Below are 15,143 nucleotides of genomic sequence, written 5' to 3'. Positions count from 1 at the left end.
CAACCACAGGAGACAACAGCATGACCGAGAGCCTGAACCGACGAGACATCCTGCGCGCGGCCCTGGCCGGCACCGCCCTCTACAGCACGGCGGGCCACGCCCAGTCCAGCTGGCCGAGCAAGCCGGTGACGATGATCGTGCCGTTCCCCGCGGGCGGCGGCACCGATGCCTTCGCGCGTCCCATGGCCGCGCAATTCGCGCGACTCACCGGCAAGAGCCTCGTAATCGACAACCGCGGCGGCGCGGGCGGCACGCTGGGCGCGGGCATCGCGGCCAAGGCCCCGGCCGACGGCTACACCCTGTTCATGGGCGCGGTGCACCACACGATCGCGCCCAGCATGTACCCCAAGCTCGACTACGACCTGGAAAAAGACCTGGTGCCCCTCATCCTCGTGGCGAGCGTGCCGCAGGTGGTGGTGGTCAACCCCAAGCGCGTGTCGGCCAGCAACTTCAAGGAGTTTCTCGCCTGGGCCAAGGCCAACCCCGGCAAGCTCAATTACGCCTCCGCCGGCAGCGGCACCTCGCACCATCTCGCGGGCGAACTGTTCAAGCAGCAGACCCAGACCTTCATCACCCACATTCCCTACCGCGGCGCGGGCCCCGCGCTCAACGACCTCATCGCAGGCCAGGTGGACGTGATGTTCGACGGCCTGGGCTCCTCGGCCGCGCACATCAAGGGCGGCCGCATCAAGCCACTGATGGTCTCGGGCAAGCAGCGCAGCCCGGCCTTGCCCGACGTGCCTTGCGCCGCCGAGGTGGGCCTGCCCGACTACAACGTGACGACCTGGTACGGTGTGTGGGCGCCCAAAGGCACGCCCGCCGATGCGCAGAAGGCCGCCATCGAGGAAATCCGCAAAGCGGTGAGCACCGACGAGGCCAAGGCGGTCTGGGCCAGCCAGGGCGCGGAGTTCGCCAACGTGAGCGGCCCGCAGTTCGACGCCTTCGTCAAGGGCGAAATCCAGAAGTGGACGCAGGTGGTGAAGGCCTCGGGCGCGAAGCTCGAATGAGCGGCCACGTCCACCTCGCCATCGATCACGCGCTCGCGCGCGTGACGCTGTCCAACCCGGCCAAATTCAACGCCATGTCGCGCGCGATGTGGCGCGAATTGAAGGCGGTGTTCACCGAGTTGCAAGGCCGCACCGACCTGCGCTGCGTGACCGTGGCAGGGAAGGGCGGTCACTTCTGCGCCGGGGGTGACATTGCCGAGTACCCCGGCTTTCGCTTCGACGCCGAGCACCTGCGCGACTTCCACGAAAACGACGTGTGGGGCGGCCTGAGCGCCATGCTGGCCTGCGACCTGCCGGTGCTCGCGCAGATCGAGGGCAACTGCATGGGCGCGGGCGTGGAGATCGCGAGCTGCTGCGACATCCGCGTGGCCGCCGCGGGTTCGCGCTTTGGCGCGCCGATTGCCCGTCTTGGTTTTCCGATGGCCCCGCGCGAAGCCCAATTGGTGGCGCGAGAGGCGGGCCTGGCCACCGCGCGCGAGATGCTGCTGGAAGCCGCGGTGCTCGAGGCCGGCGAAATGAAGACGCGCGGTTTCCTGCACGCGGTGTTGCCCGACGCCGAGGTGGCTGCCGACGTGCTGGCCCGCGCGCAGCGCATCGCGCGCCTGGCGCCGCAGGCCGCGCGCCTGAACAAACAGACCTTGCGCGCACTGGGTGCGGGCCAACCGGTGGAGACCGTCGTGGCGAGCGCCTACGATTACGCCGACCAGGCCGAGCACCGCGAGGGCATCGACGCCTTTCTCACCAAGCGCCAGCCGACTTTCTGAATTTTTTCCGTTTTTGTTTTTGACCATGAACAACAACCACAACCTCTACGCCGCCCTGCGCGCGGCCTTTCCCGCCGATCTGGACAGCACCGCCGTCGAAACCGTGGGCGGCGCGCAAGCCGGCCTGCGTTATTCCTGGCGCGACCTGGACCGCGCCAGCGCCATGGTGGCCAACCTGTTCGCGTCGATGCAGCTGCCCGAAGGCTCGCGCATCGCGGTGCAGGTGGAGAAGTCGGTCGAGGCGCTGGTGCTGTACCTCGCCACGCTGCGCTCGGGCCATGTGTTTCTGCCGCTCAACACCGCCTACCAGGCGGGCGAGATCGAGTACTTCGTGGGCAACGCCGAACCGGCTGTGGTGGTGTGCAGTCCGGCCAACTTCGGCTGGGTGTCCAAGATCGCTTTCAAGGCCGGCACGCGCCACGTGTTCACGCTGGGCGACGACCGCACCGGCACACTGCTGGACCGCGCCGCGCACCACAGCGACGTGCACACCCCGGCGCACAGCCGCGCCGAAGACCTGGCGGTGATCATCTACACCAGCGGCACGACGGGGCGCAGCAAGGGCGCGATGCTCTCGCACGGCAACATGCTCAGCAATGCCCTGGTGCTCAAGGACTACTGGGGCTGGCAGCCGGACGACGTGCTGATCCATGCCTTGCCGATCTTCCACGTGCACGGCCTGTTCGTGGCGATCCATGGCGCGCTGATCAACGGCAGCCCGATGCTGTGGCTCAACAAGTTCGAGCCGCGCGCGGTGGTGGAGCTGCTGCCGCGCGCCACGGTGTTCATGGGCGTGCCCACGCTGTACGTGCGCCTGCTCGCCGAGCCCGGCCTTTCGAAGCAACAGGCCGCGCACATGCGCCTGTTCATCTCGGGCTCGGCGCCCTTGCTGATCGAGACGTTTGACGAATGGAAGGCGCGCACCGGCCAGACCATTCTGGAGCGCTACGGCATGAGCGAGACGGTGATGATCACGTCCAATCCGTACGCGGCGGACGCGCGTTTTGGCGACCAGAGCGAGCGGCGCGGCAACACGGTGGGGTTTCCCTTGCCGGGCAATGAGCTGCGCGTGGTGGACGATGCGAACCAGCCGATCGCCACCGGCGAGATCGGTGCGATCCAGGTGCGTGGGCCCAACGTGTTCAAAGGGTATTGGCGCATGCCCGAGAAGACAGCCGAGGAGTTCACCGCCGACGGTTTCTTCAAGACCGGGGATGTGGGCCGCGTCGATGACCGCGGCTACGTGAGCATCGTGGGGCGCAGCAAGGACCTGATCATTTCGGGTGGCTACAACGTGTACCCGGCCGAGATCGAGGCCACCATCAACGAGATGTCTGGCGTGGCCGAGAGCGCGGTGGTGGGGGTGCCGCACCCGGACTTTGGCGAGGTGGGGGTGGCGGTGGTGATCGCGAAGCCCGGCGCCGCGCTGGACACCGAGCAGATCATTGCGGCTTTGAAGGCGAAGCTGGCGAACTTCAAGATTCCCAAGCGCTGCTTCGTGGTGACGGAGTTGCCGCGCAATGCCATGGGGAAGGTGCAGAAGAATCTCTTGCGGGAGTTGCACAAGGGGCTCTTCGTTTCCTGAGTTTTTTTCGCTTCGGAAGGGTCGGCCACCGGCGACCGGGGCGAGCGCCTCCGCGAATGTCACCCGAGTCGGCTTCGCCGCCTCTCCTTCTTTACTTCGCTACGGCGCTCACCCCGATCACCGATGGCCTACGTGTGTGCGGCTCGCCATCTCCCTCCCCCGCTGGGGGAGGGTTGGGGTGGGGGCCGCGCGCCAACCCCTCACTTCATCGCAAGCTCGCCTCGATCACCTGGTCCGCTTTCAAACCTGCGCCAGCAGCCGCCCCACACTTGCCAGCGCGGCCTCCCTTGTGCCTGAATCGGTGACGCTCTCCGCCAGGTACGCGGTCACGATGATCGGCTTGCGCTGCGGCGGGAACGCGATGCCGATGTCGTTGGCATCGTCGCCCGCGGTGCCGGTTTTCTCGCCGATCTGCCAGCCGCTCGGCACGCCAGCCCGCAGGCGTTTTCCGCCGGTGGTATTGGCCCGCAGCCATTGCGTCAGGCGTTCGCGCGAGGCGGGCTTCAGGGCATCGCCCAACAGAAGTTTGTTCAATGTGTGAGCCATCGCGCGCGGCGTGGTGGTGTCCAGCGGCTCGCCGCTGGCGGCGCGGCGGTTGAGTTCGGGCTCGGTGCGGTCCAGCCGCGTCGCGCGGTCGCCCAGACGGCGCGCGTAGGCGGTGAGCGCGGCCGGTCCGCCATAGCTGGCGAGGATGAGGTTGGCGGCGGTGTTGTCGCTGGTGGTGATGGTGGCTTCGCACAGCTGCGCCAGGCTCAAGCCTTCGCCACCCACGTGGCGCTCGGTCACGGGCGACCAGGACACCAGGTCCTGCTTGCGATAGCGGATGCGCTGCTCCAGCGACGCTTCGCCCCGGTCCGCGCGGTCCAGCACCAGGGCGCTGGCCAGCAGCTTGAACGAGCTGAGCATCAGGAAGCGCTCGTCGCCGCGCCAGCCCAGTTCGCGGCCGCTGGCGGTGTCGATGATGTGCACGCCCAGCCGGCCCTTGGCCTGTTTCTCGATGTCGCGCAGGCTGTCCTGCAGAGGGTGGGTATCGGCCCAAGCATTCTTGAGGTGTGCGGCGGACAGGCCGGCCAGCAGCGCGGCGCCCGGGGTGATGCAGAAAGTGCGTCGATCGATCATGGTTTGATGGTGAGATGTCGTTGAACAGGCGCGTATCGTAGGAAGAGCACGCCTTCCGTTCAAACGGAAATAATCGAGGCCACACCACAGAAAAACTTGGGGATTCCGATGGACCTGCCACTCAACGCCCTGCGCGCCTTCGAGGTCTCGGCGCGGCACCTGAGCTTCACGCGCGCCGCGCAGGAGCTCCACCTCACGCAGACTGCCGTGAGCCAGCATGTGAAGAACCTGGAGCAGCGCCTGGGCAAGCCGCTGTTCCGGCGTGTGCCCCGCGGTCTGGCGCTGACCGACGAGGGCATGGCCCTGCTGCCGACGCTGGTGGACGCGTTCGCGCGCGTCTCGGCCACGCTGGAGTCGTTCAAGGGCGCGCACAAGCGCGAGGTGCTGTCCGTGGGCGCGGTCGGCACCTTCGCCGTGGGCTGGCTGCTGCCGCGCCTGCGCGACTTCCAGGCGCGCCACCCCTTCGTGGAGTTGCGCCTGTTCACGCACAACAACCGCATCGACCTTGCGGCCGAGGGGCTGGACTGTGCGATCCGCTTCGGCGACGGGCAGTGGCCCGGCGTGCAGACGCGCCATCTGCTGGACGCGCCGCTGGCGCCCATGTGCTCACCCATGTTGGCCCACCGCATCCGCGCGCCATCCGACCTGGGGCACGAGACGCTGCTGCGCTCCTACCGCTCGGACGAATGGGCGCAATGGTTCGAAGCGGCGGGCGCGCGCTGCCCCTTGCTCACCGGGCCGGTGTTCGACGCCTCGCAGGTGCTGGCCGATGCGGCCGCGCAAGGCGCTGGCGTGGCCCTGTTGCCGGTGGCGCTGTTTGACCGCGATCTGCAGAGCGGTCGCCTGGTGCGCTTGTTCGACGTGGAGGTGGATGTGGGCGGCTACTGGCTCACGCGCTTGAAGACGCGGCGCAAGGGTGCGGCCATGAAAGCGTTCCAGGATTGGCTGGAGGCGCAGCGGCCCGAAACGGCCGCTGGCTGACCCACCGCGCGAGCAAGGCAAAGCCCCATGGTCAGCCCACAAAGGCGTGTCAATACATCGACAATTCGACAATTGTGGTATTGTTGTGCCATGAACGAAGAACACGTGATTCGCGCACTGGCTGCGCTGGCCCACCCCATCCGACTCCAGGTGTTCAGGGCGCTGGTGGTGTCCGGTCCGGCCGGCATGACGCCCGGCGTCATGCACGAAGGTTTGGGGATTCCCGCCACCACCCTGTCGTTTCATTTGAAGGAATTGGCCACCGCCGGTCTGGTCACGGTCGAGCGCGCCAGCAAGAACCTGATCTACCGGGCCGCTTACGACCAGATGAACGGGCTGCTCGGCTACCTCACGGAGAACTGCTGTGCGGGCGCCGCGTGTGCCATCGAGCCGAACTCGGCCGTCTGTGGTGGCTGATCCCCGCGTGCAACCGACAGCCGCCGCCATGGGTTTCTTTGAACGCTATCTGACCCTCTGGGTCGCGCTCTGCATCGTTGCCGGCATCGCGCTCGGTCAACTGCTACCGCAGTTCTTCCACGCGGTGGCCGCGCTGGAGGTGGCGCAGGTCAACATCCCGGTGGGTATCCTCATCTGGGTGATGATCATCCCGATGCTCCTGAAGGTGGACTTCGGCGCTCTGGGCCAGATGAAGTCCCATGCAAAGGGCATCGGCGTCACCTTGTTCATCAACTGGGCGGTCAAGCCTTTCTCCATGGCGCTGTTGGGCTGGATCTTCGTCCGCCAGGTCTTCGCGCCATGGCTTCCCGTGGATCAGCTCGACAGCTATATCGCGGGTCTCATCCTGCTGGCCGCGGCGCCTTGCACGGCGATGGTGTTCGTCTGGTCCCAGCTCTGCAAAGGCGACCCGCTGTTCACGCTCTCCCAGGTGGCGTTGAACGACGCCATCATGGTGGTCGCGTTCGCGCCGATCGTGGCCTTGTTGTTGGGGCTGTCGTCCATCACCGTGCCTTGGGACACGCTGCTGACCTCGGTAGGTCTCTACATCGTGGTGCCCGTGGTGATCGCACAGTGCTGGCGGCGCTCGCTGTTGCGCGGTGGCATTGCGCACTTCCAGGCCGTGGCCGGGAAGCTGGGGCCGTTGTCGATCGTGGCGTTGCTCCTGACGCTGGTGCTGCTGTTCGCTTTCCAGGGCGAGGCCATCCTCCAGCAGCCGCTGGTCATCGCCATGCTGGCCGTGCCGATCCTGATCCAGGTGGTGTTCAACGCCGGTCTGGCCTATGTGCTGAACCGCCAGTTGGGCGTGCAGCACTGCGTCGCCGGGCCGTCGGCCCTGATCGGTGCCAGCAATTTCTTTGAACTGGCCGTGGCGACCGCCATCGCCTTGTTCGGCTTCCAGTCGGGCGCTGCGCTCACCACCGTCGTGGGCGTCCTCATCGAGGTCCCGTTGATGCTGGTGGTGGTGTCCGTCGTCAACCGCTCGCAGCACTGGTACGAGCGCAACATGCTTCCGGGAACCCCATGACCGTCACGATCTTTCACAACCCCGACTGCGGAACGTCGCGCAATGTCCTCGCCCTGATTCGGCATGCCGGCATCGAACCGGTGATTGTCGAGTACCTGAAGACGCCGCCGTCCAGGGAGCGGCTCCAGCAACTGGTCGCCGCCATCGGCAGCCCCGTTCGGGCGCTGTTGCGCGAAAAGGGCACGCCCTATGCAGAGCTGGGTCTGGGCGACCCGCACTGGTCTGACGACCAATTGCTGGACTTCGTCGCGCAGCATCCGATTCTGCTGAACCGCCCCATCGTGGAAACACCGCTCGGTACCGGCTTGTGTCGGCCATCGGAGTCGGTGCTGACGCTGCTACCGGTCGGTCCGCTGCCGCCGTTTACCAAGGAGGACGGTGAACGCGTCGTCGACACGGGCGCGCGCCGTGCGTGAGCCGAACCGCGCGCCGCCCTGACAAGCCCGCGTCGGAACCTACCGCAACACCAGCACCGGAATGTGCGAGTGCGTCAGCACCTGCTGCGTCTCGCTGCCCAGCAGCAGGCGCTTGATGCCGCGGCGACCGTGTGAGGCCATCACGATCAGGTCGCACTTGTTGCGCTTGGCCGTGGCGATGATGGCCTCCGAGATCAGATCGGACTTCACCGTCACCGGCTTGACCTTCACCTCGCGCGCCTGCCCCGCGGACTTCACGGCGTTCACCGAGACCAGGGCCTCTTCCTGCCACTGCTTCTCGATGCGGGCGACCTCGGCCGCGGCCAGGGCCACGCCGCCCTCGAAGTAGGACTGCGGATAGCGCGGAATGACCTTGAGTGCCACCACTTCCGCGCCGGTCAGGTCGGCCAGGTTGATGCCGTGCTCCACGGCCTGTTCAGACAGCTTGGACCCGTCGGTGGCGATCAGAATTCGTTTGTACATGTTCATTCTCCTTCTGTGGTTGACCTCGGGAACCTCAGGGTATCAAAGCCTCGGCGTTTGTGCTTGACCTATGTCAATGGCGCGTCTCAGGACGTGGACTACGCTCTTGGGCATGAACCCGGCCTCCCCACCGTTCCCGGCAAGCGGCGTGCCCGCGCCTGCCATTGCCTGGCTCGGCGAGCACCGCGGATCGTTGACGGTGAGCGACGATTTCAGCGTGCTGGACGATGCGCAGGAGCAGGAGATCTTCACGCGCCGCCTGGAGCACGGTGCCGCCGAATCGGTGCTGGTGGTGCAGGGCATGTACTGCGCGGCCTGCGCCGACGCGGTGGAGTCCGCGCTGCAAGGCCTGCCCGGCGTGCAGGGGGCGCAGGTGCACGCGGCCACCCGGCGCCTCACGCTGCAATGGGACCCGGCGCTCACGCGCCTGTCCGGGCTGGCGCGCGCGCTCGGCCAACGCGGCTACCGCCTGTTGCCGCTGCAGCAGGCTGCGTCCGTCAGCGAGCGCCTGCGCCAGACCCGGCAGGCGCTCTGGCGCCTGTTCGTCGCGGGCTTTTGCATGATGCAGGTGATGATGTTCGCCTGGCCCGCGTACGTGGCCGCGCCGGGCGAGATGCCGCCCGACATCGATCAACTCCTGCGCTGGGCCAGCTGGGTGGTCAGCCTGCCGGTGGTGTTCTTCGCCAGCGGCCCGTTCTTTGCCAGCGCCTGGCGCGACCTGAAGCACGGCCGCGTGGGCATGGACACGCCAGTGTCGATCGGCATCCTCGTCACCTTCCTCGCCAGCTCGGCCGCCACCTTCGATCCGACCGGCCCCTGGGGTGCCGAGGTGTGGTTCGACTCGCTCACGATGTTCGTGTTCTTCCTGCTCGGCGGCCGCTACCTGGAGCACAAGGCGCGCGACCGCACGGCCGGCGCGCTCGACAGCCTCATGAACCGCCTGCCGCCGGTGTGCGACCGGCAGAAAGCCGATGGCGGCTACGAACCGGTCTCGCTGCGCCGGCTGCGGGTGGGCGACGTGGTGCGTGTGCGCGCCGCGCAGGCCTTTCCGGCCGATGGCGAATTGCTCGATGCGAATGCGCTCGTCGACGAGGCGCTGCTCACCGGCGAATCGCATCCCGTCGCGCGGCAACAGGGGCAGGCCCTGGTGGCGGGCAGCTTCAACCTGGGCGGCCCGGTGCACTTGCGCGTGGCGCGCATCGGGCAGGACACGCGCTTCGCGCAGATCGTGCAACTGATGGAGCGCGCCTCCACCGAGAAGCCGCGCCTGGCGGTGCTGGCCGACCGCGTGGCCGCGCCGTTCCTCTTGCTGGTGCTGTTGGCCGCCGCGCTCGCCGGCTTCTATTGGTGGCAGGTCGACCACACGCAGGCTTTGGCGGTGGCGGTGGCCGTGCTCATCGTCACCTGTCCTTGTGCGCTCTCGCTCGCCACGCCCGCGGCCATGCTGACCTCCGCCGGTGCGCTGGCGCGGCGCGGTGTGCTGGTGCGCCGGCTGCAAGCGTTCGAGGCTTTGGCACACATCGACGCGGTGGTGTTCGACAAGACCGGCACGCTCACGCACGACCGGCTTGAGTTGACCGAGATTCGCACGCGCGACGGCCTGAGCCGCGAACAGGCACTGTCGCTCGCCGGCGCGCTGGCCGAGGGTTCGCTGCACCCGGCATCGCGCGCCATTGCCGGCGTTGCAGCGGCCGAGCACGTGGCGCTCGCGCCCTTGGCCGGCCACCGCGAGCAGGCAGGGCAGGGCATGCAGGCCCTGCGGCCCGATGGCACCTGGGTGCGCCTGGGTTCCGCGGCGTTCTGTGGTGGCCCTTCGTGGGAGATCCACCACGACGCACCCGCCGTGCACCTGGCCGACGCCAGCGGCTGGCTCGCCAGCTTCCGTCTTCAGGAAGGCTTGCGCGCCGATGCCGCGCAAGCGGTGGCGGTGCTGCGCGAGATGGGCCTTCGCACCTGGCTGCTCTCGGGCGACCGCGAGTCCGCAGCCCGGCAAGTGGCCGACGCCGTGGGCGTGGACCAGGTGATCGCCGGCGCCTCGCCAGAACAAAAACTGGCCGAGATCACCGCGCTGCAGGCGCGCGGCATGCGGGTCGCGATGGTGGGCGACGGCCTCAATGACGGGCCGGTGCTCGCGCGCGCCAACACCTCGTTCGCGCTCGGCCACGCCGCGCCATTGGCGCAAGCGCGGTCGGACTTCATCGTGCAGAGCGGCGAGGTGATGGACGTGGTGCGCACGCTCGTGCAGGCCCGCGCCACGCTGCGCACGGTGCGACAGAACCTGGCCTGGGCGGCGGTCTACAACGTGGTGTGCGTGCCGCTGGCCTTGGCCGGCTTCATGCCGCCGTGGCTCGCCGGCCTGGGCATGGCGGCCAGTTCGCTGCTGGTGATCGGCAATGCGCTGCGGCTGGCGCGCCGCTGAGGCTTCACCGTGGACATCCTCTACCTCCTGATTCCACTGTCCGTGCTGCTGGTGTTCGGCATCATCGGCGTGTTCTGGTGGGCGCTGCAAGGCGGCCAGTTCGACAACATCGAGCGCGAAGGCGAGCGCATTCTCAAGAACGATTGATGTAGGTCAAGGCGCGAACCGCCCGCCTTGCCGACACTGGCTGCATGACACTTGCGAGGAGTTGTGTATGTCAGTGACCAGCGGGACCCGCCCATCGGCGGCGGTCTACAACGACAAAGTCGTTCGGCAGTTCGCCATCATGACGGTGGTGTGGGGCGTGGTGGGCATGCTGGTGGGCGTGATCATCGCCGCGCAGCTCACCTGGCCCGCGCTCAACATGGGCATTGAATGGCTGTCGTACGGCCGCCTGCGCCCGCTGCACACCAACGCGGTGATCTTCGCCTTCGGCGGCTGCGGCCTGATGGCGGCGAGCTACTACGTGGTGCAGCGCACCTGCCAGGTCCGGCTCATCTCCGACAAGCTCGCGGCCTTCAGCTTCTGGGGTTGGCAAGCCGTGATCGTGCTGGCGGCCATCTCGCTGCCGCTGGGCTACACCTCGGGCAAGGAATACGCCGAGCTGGAGTGGCCGATCGACGTGCTGATCACCTTCGTGTGGGTCGCCTACGCCATCGTGTTCTTCGGCACCATCGGCCTGCGCAAGGTGCGCCACATCTACGTGGCCAACTGGTTCTTCGGCGCGTTCATCCTGGCCATCGCGGTGCTGCACATCGTCAACAGCGCGGCCGTGCCAGTGGATCTCTTCAAGAGCTACTCGGCCTACGCCGGCGTGCAGGACGCGATGGTGCAGTGGTGGTACGGCCACAACGCGGTGGGCTTCTTCCTCACCGCGGGCTTTCTGGGCATGGTGTATTACTTCATCCCCAAGCAGGCCGAGCGCCCGGTGTACAGCTACCGCCTGTCCATCGTGCACTTCTGGGCGCTGATCTTCACCTACATGTGGGCGGGGCCGCACCACCTGCACTACACCGCGCTGCCGGACTGGACGCAATCGGTCGGCATGGTGTTCTCGCTCATCCTGCTCGCGCCGAGCTGGGGCGGCATGATCAACGGGATCATGACCCTCTCGGGTGCCTGGCACAAGCTGCGCGACGACCCGATCCTGCGCTTCCTGATCGTCTCGCTGTCGTTCTACGGCATGGCCACCTTCGAGGGCCCGCTGATGTCGATCAAGACCGTGAACGCGCTCTCGCACTACACCGACTGGACGGTGGGCCACGTGCACGCCGGCGCGCTGGGTTGGGTGGGCCTGATCACCATGGGTTCGATGTACTACCTGATTCCGCGCCTGTACGGTCAGAAGAAGATGCACTCGGTGCCCGCGATCGAACTGCACTTCTGGATCTCGACCATCGGCATCGTGCTCTACATCGCCGCGATGTGGATCGCCGGTGTGATGCAAGGTCTGATGTGGCGCGCCGTCAACCCCGACGGCAGCCTGACCTACACCTTCGTGGAGTCGGTGAAAGCCACGTTCCCGTTCTACCTCATCCGTCTGTTCGGTGGCGTGCTCTACCTCGCCGGCATGTTGGTGATGCTGTGGAACACGGTGATGACCGCGCGCAACGGCAAGGCCGAGGACGCCCGCATCCCCGCCGCCCTCAACCCCGCTCACGCCTGAGGACCGCACCATGAGCCACCACAACGACAAGCCCCGGGGTTTCACCCATGAGCGGATCGAAACCAACAACTTCCTCATGGTCGTGCTCATCGTGCTGGTGATCGCGATCGGCGGCCTGGTGGAGATTGTTCCGCTGTTCTTCCAGAAGTCCACCACGCAACCGGTGCCCGGTCTCAAGCCCTACAGCGCGCTGCAGATCGCCGGACGCGACGTGTACGTGCGCGAGGGTTGCTACAACTGCCACTCGCAAATGATCCGCCCCTTCCAGGCCGAGACGCTGCGCTACGGCCACTATTCGATGGCCGGTGAGTTCGTCTACGACCGCCCGTTCCAGTGGGGCAGCAAGCGCACCGGCCCCGACCTGGCCCGTGTGGGCGGCCGCTACAACGACGAGTGGCACCGCATCCACCTGATCAACCCGCGCGACCTGGTGCCCGAGTCCAACATGCCGACCTACCCGTGGCTGGAGAAACGAACCGTGGACGCGGCAGGCCTGCCCAGGCGCATGGAAGTGCTGCGCACGCTGGGCGCGCCGTACACCGACGAAGAGATCGCCGCGTCCACGCAGGACGTGAAAGGCAAGACCGACATGGACGCGCTCATCGCCTACCTGCAGGTGCTGGGCACCGCCATCAAGTAAGCACCAGCCAGGAGAACACCATGGACATCAACGACCTGCGCAGCACCGTGACCGTGATCAGCCTGTTGACCTTCCTGGGCATCGTGGCCTGGGCCTGGTCGCGGCGCAACCAGTCGCGCTTCGACGACGCGGCGATGCTGCCGTTTCGCGACGAAGCCGCGCAAGACAGCACGAGAGAACCTTCATGAGCGACTTCACGAGCGATTTCTGGTCCTGGTACGTGGCCGGGCTGACGCTGGTCAGCATCCTGGCCTGCCTGGTGCTGTTGTGGATCAGCGGCACCACCAAGGTCAAGGCCACGGCGGACAACACCACCGGCCACGTGTGGGACGAAGACCTGCGCGAGATGAACAACCCGTTGCCGCGCTGGTGGGTCTACCTGTTCATCATCACCGTCGTGTTCTCGTTGATCTACGGTGTGCTGTACCCCATGTACGGCAAGTACGAAGGCGTGTTGAACTGGACGTCCGATGGCCGCTACAAAGCCGAGGTGGCCCGGATGGCCGAGGAGATTGCGCCGCTGTATGCGCAGTTCAACGGCATGGACGCGCCGCAACTCGCGGGCGATGCCAAGGCCATGGCGATCGGCGAGCGCCTGTTCATGAACAACTGCGCCACTTGCCACGGTTCGGACGCGCGCGGCGCGCGCGGCTTTCCCAACCTGAGCGACCGCGACTGGCTCTGGGGCGGCGACCCGGCCGCGATCAAGGCCACGATCACCTCGGGCCGCACTGGCGTCATGCCGCCCATGGCCGCGGCCGTGGGCACGCCGGACGACGTGCGCAACGTCGCCCACTACGTGCTCAGCCTCTCCGGCAGCCCGCACGATGGCCTGCGCGCCACCTTGGGCCGGGCCAGCTTTGGCGCCTGCGCGGCCTGCCATGGCGCCGACGGCAAGGGCAACACCGCCATGGGCGCGCCCAACCTGAGCGACAACACCTGGTTGCACGGCTGGGGCGAAGAGGCCGTGGTGCGCGCGATCACCAAAGGCTTCAACAACCAGATGCCCGCGCAGACCGACAAGCTCAACGCCGACCAGATCCATGTGCTGAGCGCGTACGTGTGGGGCCTGTCGAACAAGGCCGTCACCGCGAGCAACTGAAGCGTTTCGGCGAGCGGTTGTCATGAGCAAATCCAGGACCGTCATTCCCATCGTTCCCGCCGCGGCGGACGACGAGGTGATGGTGTCGCTGTACGCGGCGCGCGAGAAGATCCAGCCGCGCTCCGTCTCGGGGGTGTTTTCGCGCTGGCGCTGGACCATGGTCTGGCTTACGCAGATCGTGTTCTACGGCTTGCCATGGCTGCAGTGGCACGCACGGCAGGCGGTGTTGTTCGATCTGGAAGCGCGGCGCTTCTACATCTTCAACCTGGTGCTGTACCCGCAGGATTTCATCTACCTCACCGGGCTGCTCGTCATCTCGGCACTGGCGCTGTTCCTGTTCACGGCCGTGGCCGGGCGCCTGTGGTGCGGCTTTGCCTGCCCACAGACGGTCTACACCGAAATCTTTCTGTGGATCGAGAAGCGGGTGGAAGGCGACCGCAGCGCGCGGCTGCGGCTGGACGGTTCGGCCCTGTCCGTTGAAAAGATCGGCAAGCGCTCGCTCAAACACGCGTTGTGGCTGGCCTTCTCGTTGTGGACCGGCTTCACCTTCGTCGGCTACTTCACGCCCATCCGCGAACTCGGCGCGCTGTCGATGGCCGCCGCGCTCGGCCCCTGGCAACTGTTCTGGATCTTCTTCTACGGCCTGGCCACGTACGGCAACGCGGGCTTCCTGCGCGAGCAGGTCTGCAAGTACATGTGCCCCTACGCACGCTTCCAGAGCGCGATGTTCGACCGGGACACCATGATCGTCACCTACGACGAATCACGTGGCGAACCGCGCGGCGCACGCTCGAAGAAGGCCGATGCGAAGGCCTTGGGCCTGGGCTCGTGCGTGGACTGCACTCTGTGCGTGCAGGTCTGCCCGACCGGCATCGACATCCGCCAGGGTCTGCAGTACGAATGCATCGGTTGCGCCGCGTGCATCGACGTGTGCGACGACGTGATGGACAAGGTGGGCTACCCACGCGGCCTGATCCGCTTCTCCACGCAGAACGGCATGGATCAGGGCTGGGGCACGCGGCAGATGCTGCGGCGCGCGCTGCGCCCGCGGGTGCTGGTGTATGCCGCGATCTTGGGCGCGATCACGCTGGCCGTCGGTTTGAGCCTGTTCCTGCGCACGCCCCTCAAGGTCGACGTGATCCGCGACCGTGGCGCACTCGCGCGCATGGTGGAGCAGGGCCGCATCGAAAACGTGTTCCGGCTGCAGATCATGAACGCCACCGAAGCGCCGCAGCGCTATGCGATCAGCGTGTCGGGCTTGCCCGGCATCGCGCTGGACACGCCTGCCGAGGTCGAGGTGCTGTCGACCGAGGTGCGCGCCGTCGCGGTGCGCGTGCAGATTCCGCCCGATGCTGCCAGCAGCGGCTCGCACCCGATCCGGTTCGATATCCGCGCCACCGGCGACGAGACCATCCACGTCTCGGAAAAGGCCGTGTTCCTCGTGCCACGCTGACGCCAGGCCCCCCCAATATTTCAAG

At 66.9% G+C, this 15,143-nt stretch carries 16 protein-coding genes; 14 read left to right on the top strand and 2 right to left on the bottom strand.

Annotation, left to right across the window (positions count from 1 at the left end):
• Positions 1-20 precede the first annotated feature (20 nt).
• From FFS09_RS00180 to FFS09_RS00170, 3 genes are read left to right on the top strand one after another with little or no spacing between them, the layout of a single operon-like run.
• The gene (locus FFS09_RS00180; protein WP_137916847.1) at positions 21-1,007 is read left to right on the top strand and encodes a Bug family tripartite tricarboxylate transporter substrate binding protein; all 987 of its coding nucleotides are present in this window, start codon (positions 21-23) and stop codon (positions 1,005-1,007) included.
• A complete protein-coding gene (locus FFS09_RS00175; RefSeq protein WP_137916846.1) occupies positions 1,004-1,771 on the top strand; it encodes an enoyl-CoA hydratase/isomerase family protein in 768 nt (255 codons plus the stop codon). The genes FFS09_RS00180 and FFS09_RS00175 overlap by 4 nt, the downstream gene beginning before the upstream one ends.
• Positions 1,772-1,796: 25 nt before the next feature.
• Complete coding sequence (locus tag FFS09_RS00170; protein ID WP_137916845.1) at positions 1,797-3,356, top strand: malonate--CoA ligase; 1,560 nt, start codon at positions 1,797-1,799, stop codon at positions 3,354-3,356.
• A gap of 240 nt (positions 3,357-3,596) precedes the next feature.
• Here FFS09_RS00170 and bla read toward each other — a convergent pair whose 3' ends face one another.
• Positions 3,597-4,475, bottom strand: a complete 879-nt coding sequence (gene bla / locus FFS09_RS00165; protein ID WP_137916844.1) for a class A beta-lactamase — start codon at positions 4,473-4,475, stop codon at positions 3,597-3,599.
• A gap of 108 nt (positions 4,476-4,583) precedes the next feature.
• Here bla and FFS09_RS00160 point away from each other — a divergent pair, with 108 nt between their 5' ends.
• The 4 genes from FFS09_RS00160 (at position 4,584) to arsC (ending at position 7,355) form a co-directional block, all read left to right on the top strand.
• Positions 4,584-5,456: a LysR family transcriptional regulator gene (locus FFS09_RS00160; RefSeq protein ID WP_137916843.1), complete on the top strand. Its 873-nt coding sequence runs from the start codon at positions 4,584-4,586 to the stop codon at positions 5,454-5,456.
• Positions 5,457-5,546: 90 nt separating this feature from the next.
• On the top strand, positions 5,547-5,873 hold the full coding sequence (locus FFS09_RS00155; RefSeq protein ID WP_137916842.1) for an ArsR/SmtB family transcription factor: 327 nt from the start codon (positions 5,547-5,549) through the stop codon (positions 5,871-5,873).
• A 28-nt stretch (positions 5,874-5,901) separates the two neighbouring features.
• Entirely contained in the window at positions 5,902-6,939 is a 1,038-nt protein-coding gene (gene arsB / locus FFS09_RS00150) for an ACR3 family arsenite efflux transporter (RefSeq protein ID WP_137916841.1), read from the top strand.
• Positions 6,936-7,355 (top strand): arsenate reductase (glutaredoxin), encoded by a 420-nt coding sequence (gene arsC / locus FFS09_RS00145; protein WP_137916840.1) that lies wholly within the window; start codon positions 6,936-6,938, stop codon positions 7,353-7,355. The genes arsB and arsC overlap by 4 nt, the downstream gene beginning before the upstream one ends.
• 39 nt (positions 7,356-7,394) lie before the next feature.
• Here the strand turns inward: arsC and FFS09_RS00140 are convergent, their stop codons facing one another.
• Positions 7,395-7,838, bottom strand: coding sequence for a universal stress protein (locus FFS09_RS00140; protein WP_137916839.1), 444 nt, complete (start codon positions 7,836-7,838; stop codon positions 7,395-7,397).
• A 112-nt stretch (positions 7,839-7,950) separates the two neighbouring features.
• Here FFS09_RS00140 and FFS09_RS00135 point away from each other — a divergent pair, with 112 nt between their 5' ends.
• The 7 genes from FFS09_RS00135 (at position 7,951) to ccoG (ending at position 15,118) form a co-directional block, all read left to right on the top strand.
• Positions 7,951-10,257, top strand: a complete 2,307-nt coding sequence (locus tag FFS09_RS00135) for a heavy metal translocating P-type ATPase (RefSeq protein ID WP_137916838.1) — start codon at positions 7,951-7,953, stop codon at positions 10,255-10,257.
• Positions 10,258-10,266: 9 nt separating this feature from the next.
• A complete protein-coding gene (gene ccoS / locus FFS09_RS00130) occupies positions 10,267-10,404 on the top strand; it encodes a cbb3-type cytochrome oxidase assembly protein CcoS (protein WP_137916837.1) in 138 nt (45 codons plus the stop codon).
• Between the two features lie 67 nt (positions 10,405-10,471).
• The gene (ccoN, locus tag FFS09_RS00125; RefSeq protein ID WP_137916836.1) at positions 10,472-11,923 is read left to right on the top strand and encodes a cytochrome-c oxidase, cbb3-type subunit I; all 1,452 of its coding nucleotides are present in this window, start codon (positions 10,472-10,474) and stop codon (positions 11,921-11,923) included.
• 10 nt (positions 11,924-11,933) lie between these two features.
• Positions 11,934-12,563: a cytochrome-c oxidase, cbb3-type subunit II gene (ccoO, locus tag FFS09_RS00120; RefSeq protein ID WP_137916835.1), complete on the top strand. Its 630-nt coding sequence runs from the start codon at positions 11,934-11,936 to the stop codon at positions 12,561-12,563.
• A gap of 20 nt (positions 12,564-12,583) precedes the next feature.
• On the top strand, positions 12,584-12,751 hold the full coding sequence (locus tag FFS09_RS00115; protein WP_137916834.1) for a cbb3-type cytochrome oxidase subunit 3: 168 nt from the start codon (positions 12,584-12,586) through the stop codon (positions 12,749-12,751).
• Entirely contained in the window at positions 12,748-13,665 is a 918-nt protein-coding gene (ccoP, locus tag FFS09_RS00110; protein ID WP_137916833.1) for a cytochrome-c oxidase, cbb3-type subunit III, read from the top strand. The genes FFS09_RS00115 and ccoP overlap by 4 nt, the downstream gene beginning before the upstream one ends.
• Before the next feature lie 22 nt (positions 13,666-13,687).
• Positions 13,688-15,118, top strand: coding sequence for a cytochrome c oxidase accessory protein CcoG (gene ccoG / locus FFS09_RS00105; protein WP_137916832.1), 1,431 nt, complete (start codon positions 13,688-13,690; stop codon positions 15,116-15,118).
• The last annotated feature ends 25 nt before the right edge of the window (positions 15,119-15,143 follow it).

This window comes from Hydrogenophaga sp. 2FB, from assembly GCF_005503365.1.
In the GTDB taxonomy this organism is placed as follows: Bacteria; Pseudomonadota; Gammaproteobacteria; order Burkholderiales; family Burkholderiaceae_C; genus Hydrogenophaga.
The sequence above is the reverse complement of the archived record's forward strand: the minus strand, read 5'-3'. Positions and strand labels throughout refer to the sequence as shown.

Bases quoted from the DNA above. Each gene is read 5' to 3' on its own strand.
- bla (WP_137916844.1), bottom strand. From the start codon at position 4,475: ATGATCGATCGACGCACTTTCTGCATCACCCCGGGCGCCGCGCTGCTG.
- FFS09_RS00135 (WP_137916838.1), top strand. From the start codon at position 7,951: ATGAACCCGGCCTCCCCACCGTTCCCGGCAAGCGGCGTGCCCGCGCCT.
- FFS09_RS00170 (WP_137916845.1), top strand. From the start codon at position 1,797: ATGAACAACAACCACAACCTCTACGCCGCCCTGCGCGCGGCCTTTCCC.
- FFS09_RS00155 (WP_137916842.1), top strand. From the start codon at position 5,547: ATGAACGAAGAACACGTGATTCGCGCACTGGCTGCGCTGGCCCACCCC.
- FFS09_RS00175 (WP_137916846.1), top strand. From the start codon at position 1,004: ATGAGCGGCCACGTCCACCTCGCCATCGATCACGCGCTCGCGCGCGTG.
- FFS09_RS00140 (WP_137916839.1), bottom strand. From the start codon at position 7,838: ATGTACAAACGAATTCTGATCGCCACCGACGGGTCCAAGCTGTCTGAA.
- arsB (WP_137916841.1), top strand. From the start codon at position 5,902: ATGGGTTTCTTTGAACGCTATCTGACCCTCTGGGTCGCGCTCTGCATC.
- FFS09_RS00115 (WP_137916834.1), top strand. From the start codon at position 12,584: ATGGACATCAACGACCTGCGCAGCACCGTGACCGTGATCAGCCTGTTG.
- ccoG (WP_137916832.1), top strand. From the start codon at position 13,688: ATGAGCAAATCCAGGACCGTCATTCCCATCGTTCCCGCCGCGGCGGAC.
- ccoO (WP_137916835.1), top strand. From the start codon at position 11,934: ATGAGCCACCACAACGACAAGCCCCGGGGTTTCACCCATGAGCGGATC.
- ccoP (WP_137916833.1), top strand. From the start codon at position 12,748: ATGAGCGACTTCACGAGCGATTTCTGGTCCTGGTACGTGGCCGGGCTG.
- FFS09_RS00160 (WP_137916843.1), top strand. From the start codon at position 4,584: ATGGACCTGCCACTCAACGCCCTGCGCGCCTTCGAGGTCTCGGCGCGG.
- arsC (WP_137916840.1), top strand. From the start codon at position 6,936: ATGACCGTCACGATCTTTCACAACCCCGACTGCGGAACGTCGCGCAAT.
- FFS09_RS00180 (WP_137916847.1), top strand. From the start codon at position 21: ATGACCGAGAGCCTGAACCGACGAGACATCCTGCGCGCGGCCCTGGCC.
- ccoN (WP_137916836.1), top strand. From the start codon at position 10,472: ATGTCAGTGACCAGCGGGACCCGCCCATCGGCGGCGGTCTACAACGAC.